Annotated in this window: 4 protein-coding genes and 2 pseudogenes; 4 read left to right on the top strand and 2 right to left on the bottom strand. The window is 43.6% G+C overall.

Annotated features, from left to right (window positions below; genetic code table 11):
- Positions 1–272 precede the first annotated feature (272 nt).
- From VTH8203_RS19750 to VTH8203_RS19760, 3 genes and pseudogenes are all read left to right on the top strand, one after another.
- Positions 273–899 (top strand): YadA C-terminal domain-containing protein, encoded by a 627-nt coding sequence (locus tag VTH8203_RS19750; protein WP_158296202.1) that lies wholly within the window; start codon positions 273–275, stop codon positions 897–899.
- 156 nt (positions 900–1,055) lie between these two features.
- A pseudogene (locus VTH8203_RS19755) lies at positions 1,056–1,768 on the top strand (response regulator).
- 21 nt (positions 1,769–1,789) lie between these two features.
- Entirely contained in the window at positions 1,790–3,079 is a 1,290-nt protein-coding gene (locus VTH8203_RS19760; RefSeq protein WP_096995195.1) for an ATP-binding protein, read from the top strand.
- A gap of 25 nt (positions 3,080–3,104) precedes the next feature.
- On the opposite strand, the gene VTH8203_RS19765 is transcribed toward VTH8203_RS19760, so the two are convergent.
- Both VTH8203_RS19765 and VTH8203_RS19770 read right to left on the bottom strand, forming a co-directional pair.
- On the bottom strand, positions 3,105–3,875 hold the full coding sequence (locus VTH8203_RS19765) for a substrate-binding periplasmic protein (RefSeq protein WP_096995196.1): 771 nt from the start codon (positions 3,873–3,875) through the stop codon (positions 3,105–3,107).
- A gap of 128 nt (positions 3,876–4,003) precedes the next feature.
- Complete coding sequence (locus VTH8203_RS19770) at positions 4,004–4,636, bottom strand: carbohydrate porin (protein ID WP_244181265.1); 633 nt, start codon at positions 4,634–4,636, stop codon at positions 4,004–4,006.
- Between the two features lie 36 nt (positions 4,637–4,672).
- Here VTH8203_RS19770 and VTH8203_RS19775 point away from each other — a divergent pair.
- A pseudogene (locus VTH8203_RS19775) lies at positions 4,673–5,370 on the top strand (IS3 family transposase); the annotation flags it as partial.
- Between the last annotated feature and the right edge of the window lie 211 nt (positions 5,371–5,581).

Raw genomic sequence — 5,581 nt, forward strand, 5'->3', positions numbered from 1 at the left:
GTGACCCCAGTTCAACGCCATAATGGAGAGGATAGTACCATCTTAGCTAAGCGCAAAGAGCTTTATAAACAAGCGAGAGCAGCCAACCCACAGCGGTGGTCAAACGAATCTAGAAACTGGGATGAAGTTGGTGAAGTTAAGCTAAATCCTGAAAGGCAGAAAGAAGCTGCTTAAAAAATTAAAGGCGACAACTACCTTGAAAAACGCCGTTAATGGCAGATGAACAACAGCTGTCAAGCAACACAAAAACCATTACAAAAACAGAGCACAGAGTGACATCCGTTGAAAAGCAACTCTCAAATAATGCTCAACACATCGCTAAAACTGAACACAGAGTTGCCTCGGACGAACAACAGATCGCAAACAACGCTCAGCACATCGCCAAAACTGAACGCAGAGTTTCTTCAGACGAACAACAGATTTCAAACAACGCTCAGCATATAGCTAAAACTGAACGCAGAGTTGCTTCCGACGAACAACAGATCGCAAACAACGCTCAGCACATTTCTAACACTGAACGCAGAGTTGCTTCCGACGAACAACAGATCTCAAACAACACTCAGCACATCACCAAAACTGAACAAAGACTTAATTCAGACGAACAACAGATCCAACGTAATACGCAAGACATCAAAGACTTAAGAAAAGACTTTGAACGTATGGCTGACGATATCAATGGTGCCTATGCCGAAGCGGCCGCGCTCAATGGTTTAACTGAACCACATAATGTAGGCAGCATCATGGTTTCTGTAGGACTTGGCCATCATGGTAACGCAGATGCATTAGCTTTTGGTGCAGGCGAACGCTTTAATGAACATCTGACAGCCAAAGTTGGCGCTGCTTACAACTCTGCCACCAGCGCCATAACAACCTATGTCGGTATGGGTTATGAGTTCTAACAGACGAGTACTTTTTACGAGGCATCAATACTGGAAAACCCTCCCATATGGGAGGTTCCTATTTACCTCATCAATTAATGACTCCAAATAGCAGGATTTTGTAATAAAACGGGTTACTATTAATAGTGTTAGTTATTAATTTCGAAAGCCTATTTTATGAACATAAAACTAGAATTATTTATCGTAGAAGATGACCCGAAGCTAAGGAAAATGCTGTCAGATTACTTCTCTTCGAACGATTTTTCCGTCACTTTTGTTTTGAAGATGGACAATCAGTAGCTAAAGAGATCATTAAGAACCAGCCGGATTTAGTGATCTTAGATTTGATGCTGCCAGGTGAAGATGGCCTCTCTATATGCCGCCAAATACGAAGTGATTTCAATGGTAAAGTGATGATGCTTACCGCAAGTGACGACGACTTTGACCATGTGGCGGCACTTGAGATCGGTGCCGATGATTTTGTCACCAAACCTATTAGGCCCAGAATGCTGCTAGCAAGAGTTAGAATGCTCCTACGAAGAGAACTTAGCGATGAAAGCAACTCAAGTATGAGCGCTGGGCAAACGTTAAAATATGGGACACTCACCCTACAACCGCAAAGGAAAACATGCGAACTGGATGGTCAAAAAGTTGTGATGACCGATAGTGAGTTCGATCTACTCTGGCTGCTAGCTCAATCACCTGATCAAGCTCTGTCTCGTGAAGCCCTTACCCTTGAGTTAAGAGGCATTGAGTACGACGGACTTGACAGAACTGCAGATAACAAAATCGTAAGCTTACGCAAAAAGCTCGGCGACAGCTCTTCGGCCCCCAAACGTATCATCACGGTCAGAGGTAAAGGCTATTTGTTCGTACCGGATAGTTGGTAAACAATTTATTTAGAGGAAATTATGCGTCGTATCTATATCGAATCATTTGTTGGCTTACTCATCCTTTTTGGACTTAGTCTTTATGCTTATGAAGTCATCATTTATGAAATCAATCCCGACTACGACTACGTTCTCGAAGATCATGAGGGCGCCGCATTTAGAGAGCTCCTAACCAAATTATCAGATATACAAGGTAAAGAAAAAACGCTCAAGATGCTTGACGATTTTGTGGAGCACACAGCCCAGAGCTTAAGCATAGTCAGCTATAGCGATTTACCTGAGCCCGCAAAATCTTATTTTTCTACTGCGCAAGAACATCCGCACACATTCTATGACTCTGAACGTCATTTCTGGATGAGGCTTGTCGATCAGGATACTTTTTATCACATCTATAGTGACGACGAGACACAATTAAGGCAGGCAATTGAATTGGATAATAACTTGGTTTGGGCATTCATTCTTATTGGCTTCATCGTTTACTCTGCGGCATTAATTTGGTTTCTAAACCGCAGAGTTCGTAAACTAGAACGAGCGACAATAAAGCTTGCAAATGGCGACCTGACTGCTCGAGCACCCACTGCTGGTAAAGACCAAGTTGGCACATTGAACAAAAGCTTCAATGAAATGGCAGATAAGATTTCCGCTCTCATTACCAGTAATCGCTCATTAACTAACGCAGTTGCGCATGATTTAAGAACACCCATTTTCCGAATTCAGTGGCAAGCCGACATGCTGCAAGAAAGTTCGCTCACCGAGGACCAGAATGAGAAAATTTTGAGTATCCTAGAAGATACCGATGAAATGGATGATCTTATTAGTGAACTCTTACACTTCGCTAAACTGGAAAGCGCGGAAACTCAAATCCAGAAATCGACGTTCGATATTGGTCAGCTTGTAACAAAACTTGCCGACAAGCACTCACAAAACATCCCTGTAACTTTAAAAAGTCACCTAACACCTTCATCTCCACTATTTGCTGATCAAACATTGATTAAACGAGCGCTTGATAACCTTCTTTCGAATGCCAGTCGATACGCTAAGTCAAAGATTGAGCTTTCTGTTGTTTATGGTGAGTGCGTAATCATTACTGTTGAAGATGATGGAAATGGCATTGATGAAGTGCACTGGCCTCAGATATTTGACCCATTTTACAGCGCAGACCCTGCCCGAAATAAATCCAGTTCTGGGGCGGGGCTCGGGCTAGCGATTGTTAAAATGGTCGCCAACAAGCACAAGGGCAGCGTAAAGGTAGAGGCGAGTGAATTGGGAGGCGCTAAATTTGTTCTTTCTCTCTCTAATGCAGAGCCCTAAAACTTAATTTTGGCAATAGCTTATACTAATCAGGCTCCGTAATATCCTTTACCTCGCGATAAATCTCAGCATAAGGTTTTAAGGAATAGCTTTCATAAAGACTATTGACTGTTCCGTCGTCCAACATGTCTTCAAGCTTAAGGTTTAGCTCATCAAGCAAGCCCTCATGTTTTGAGTTCAAGCAAAGGTACAAATTCTGAGAGACTATCAAAGGGTAAAGTAAACGGATTTCAACCCCAACTTTCTTCGACAATTTGACGACTGAAAAGTAGTCTAAAACGGCAAAATCGACCCGGTTCTTTCCTAACAGAGTTAAGAGCTTCTCTTCCGTTTCTGCAGGTACTACAACCCAATCTTTGTTATTAATAATAATGTCTGCGTAATGGTAGTTAATGACTAAACCAGCTCTGCTGTTACCCACATTATCCCAGCGAAATTCAGTAAGATCGCTGTTTTTATTTACATACGCACCTAGAGGATAGAAAGCAGTAGGTATAGAAGGGTTAACGAGACCTGACACTTTCACGCTATCAAGGATAGCGTCATAATCACCAGATAAAACCGACTTTTCACAACGCCCCCAGGGCACATGATAGAACTCAACCTTCTTGCCCATTCTAGAGAAGGCCTCTCGATAAATATCCACTGAAAGCCCTTGCTCTATGACTTTGCTGTCATCTTCGACGATAGAGAAAGGAGGCCAATCGACAGTGCATACACGAATAACCTCAGAAGACCACGCTAACGGGCTGAAAATAAACAAGTAAGATAAAAGAGCTGTTTTCGGTGAGTGCATAATGAATCCACAGTCTAAATTTTAACAATAGACGAAATTTTCCACGAGGTGTCGTTTACACTGATGTTAGCCGAAAACAATCCCAGTTAATCTAAAGACTGTAATATATGGAAATCACAAACAGCAATTTAGAAACTGATATTGATGTTACCTCTCAAAGCAAATACCCAAGCGCTATCTGCCTGAGAATTAAACGGAAGTCGTTTGAGATACTGTACATTAGGAGTTACCGAAACGGGACCAAATGTCATTCGATAATAAAGTTCAGAATTGTATGTATCATCAAACGAAGCATTAGGTTTTGCCCACCCAACCCCTAGACCAAGAGTGCCTCCTAACCCTAGATACCCCATACCTGCTACAACAGATGATTGATATAACGCTTCCGACCCTTTTGCTACGCCAGCCCTTAAAAAAGGGACCCAATCTCCAAAGCTTTGAATTGTCGACCAGTTAGCACCATAGTTCTCACTAGACCGATCTTTAGGCCCATCACTATGCCAAACAGTCAAGTGTGAATTTTGCATATAGAATGACTCTTTGGATGGGACCCAGCCTATTTCTAGGGATTTGAAATATTGGTTATCGCTAAAGAAATTGTTAAAGCCATCGAACGGCTCGGTTGAATCAGCTTTTGCATCGGAAAAACTGACATAGGCGTAATAGTTTTCTGACATCATATGGCGAACTGACACACCTAAAGTCGATTCATCCGGTATGGCAATCGTCCCCGACTGATCCGCACCAGCAGTTTTGGACACCGAGTTAAGTGAGTACAATCACTAACGAGGTGAACCATGACAAGCAAGAAAAAACGTATTATCCATTCTCCTGAATTTAAATCAGAAGCCCTGAAGCTAGCAGAGAAAGTGGGAGTCGCTGCGGCAGCGAGGCAACTGTCGTTACACGAATCCCAGATCTATGGCTGGCGTAAGGCAGCTAAGAGCGACACCTGCACCAGTCAGCGGGAAAAAGATCTAGCCGCTGAAGTTGCCAAACTCAAAAGACAATTGGCTGAGCAAGCTGAAGAGCTAGATATAGTAAAAAAGGCCGCCACCTACTTCGCGAAAAACTTAAAGTAGATTGCTACGAATTTATGCTCGAACACCTGCTGTGCTTCAGTGTTGTCCGCATGGCTAAGGTGTTCGGCGTTTCACGAAGTGGGTTTTATTACTGGATTAAGCATCGCCACAAGGCCATCCAGCGCGAGGTAACTCGCCAAGAGCTTGATACGAAGGTCAAAGAGGCTTTTGACAATAGCAAAGGCCGTGATGGCTCAAGGCGCATCCAGAAAGAGCTGGCTGAGAACGGTGATAACCGTAATGTTAAAACCATCGCCGCCAGTATGAAGCGGCAGGATTTAACGCCGAAAGCGGCACGTAAGTTTAAGTGTACGACGGACAGCAAACATAAAATGCCAGTTGCTCCGAACCTGCTGGCTCAGGATTTTAACGCGGAGGCTCCGAATCAAAAGTGGGCGGGAGACATCACCTATGGTGTGCCCGGAGTTCAGGGCTAGCATGGATGCTTAAATTGAACCACGAGTCTATCTGAAATCCACAGACTACGAGACAAGAGGTCGAGAGGCTGTGGCTACGCAGGGCTGTGACTGCTTATGAGTCTGGGCGGCAGTGACTTACCGATGCTGGTAAGGTGATGTAACCCGCTGACAACGGGGAGTGAGGCGAACTCGTTAAGCCAAGATG

Origin of the sequence: Vibrio thalassae (assembly GCF_900089835.1) — a bacterium.
GTDB lineage: Bacteria > Pseudomonadota > Gammaproteobacteria > Enterobacterales > Vibrionaceae > Vibrio > Vibrio thalassae.